1 protein-coding gene and 1 pseudogene are annotated in these 1,382 nt (G+C 65.5%); both read left to right on the top strand.

The window, feature by feature from the left end; translation table 11 throughout:
* Window positions 1-191, top strand: a pseudogene (locus tag C1I95_RS33930) (NIPSNAP family protein); the annotation flags it as partial.
* 930 nt (window positions 192-1,121) lie between these two features.
* Window positions 1,122-1,301 carry a hypothetical protein gene (locus tag C1I95_RS35030; protein WP_146605949.1) on the top strand — a complete coding sequence of 60 codons (180 nt, stop codon included), beginning with the start codon at window positions 1,122-1,124 and terminating at the stop codon, window positions 1,299-1,301.
* Window positions 1,302-1,382: the final 81 nt, after the last annotated feature.

Genomic DNA, 1,382 nt, shown 5'->3' with positions numbered 1-1,382 from the left:
ACTCCGAGGAAGCCCTGGCCGTGCTGAGGACCGAGTACACCGCGAACGACTTTCCCCGGCTGCCGGTCCGGGAGGAGGAGCACGCCTTGGTCTGGCTCACCCGGTCACCCCTACAGGCAGACGTCCCCGCGGGGGTGGTGAAGACCGAAAGCTTCCGCCTCCGCCCCACCCGTCGCTCCCGCCTGCACTGACGAACTCGACGGCGACCATCGATGCCGCGCGGCTGCAGAGGCGGGAGCGCGGTCAGCACAGCGGTGATCGGTACAGCACTTCGACGTACCTGATCTCGCCACGGACCACGTCGAGGATGAGGTAGCCCGGCCATGGCGCGTCGAGGCACACAGGGCGGTGGCCATCGCCGTAGGCGTCAGCCGGCTTCGGCGCGGTGTGAAAGCTCTGGCAGAAGTCGTCCCCGCCAACCGCACCTCTGCACGACTCGCAGCCGCGCGACCTGCTCTGCCAGCCGTTTCTCACCTTCGGCCGCGAGTGCTGCGGCGAGTTCGGCGGTAAAGACCGGCCACCTGGCAGGGCTCCGGCGGTCGCGACACGAGCGCTACGTCGCTTTCCAGGCGTTTCGGTTCAGAGGGCACCACTAGCGCCCAGACGACTTTACATCGACATGTCCGAATGCTCGAACTCCGCGCCCCTATGACCGGCATCATATTGATCGCATGTGTACGGAACTGTTCCGCACAGCCCAGGTCCTTCCCAGCCTCATCGAACACCGGCCAGGCTTACCACCAGATCGATGCAATCCGCAGGACGCCCTTCGTCCTGCGGCCCGGGCAAGCGGCGCGCGGCACCGTGGTTGATGACCGTCCGCTGAGACCGAAAGGGCCAACTGATGAAATTGACCCGAACCACCAGGCGCTCCCAGGCGAGGCGCCTGCTCAGTGCCGCTCTCCTGGCGTTGATCACTCCGGCCTGCTCTGGCGCTGACCGCCGGCACGGCGCAGGCTGACGAGTACCGTCCCCCGGAGACCGACTTTGGCAAGCTCGTCTACCCGACCGGCTGTGGTGACATCATCAGCCTCGGTGCCAACGGCGCATGGGGGTGCTTCGAACGACACGGCGACAGGTTTCTGGTCCGGGCTGGGTCGGGTGACGGAACTGCCCGGGTCGTGTGGTTCAACGACCTCAAGAACTCGAAGGACGAATGGCAGCCCTATCGTCAGGGCACCTGCTGGGGCGAGTGGACCACGGCGACGACGCCGCTCTGCGACAAGGACTTCTACGAGGACAGCACCTTCCCTAACCTCGGTCTTTCACTTGAGTGCCATTCGATAGCCGGTCTTCGATGAAGAAGATTTGCGTACCTATCGGCGTTTTCTTGGCATGTTGAGGGCCCGGCGCGGGGCCGGGTTCCTCCGTGTTGCTGGCCG

Source organism: Micromonospora craterilacus (assembly GCF_003236315.1).
Lineage (GTDB): Bacteria > Actinomycetota > Actinomycetes > Mycobacteriales > Micromonosporaceae > Micromonospora > Micromonospora craterilacus.
The sequence above is the reverse complement of the archived record's forward strand: the minus strand, read 5'-3'. Positions and strand labels throughout refer to the sequence as shown.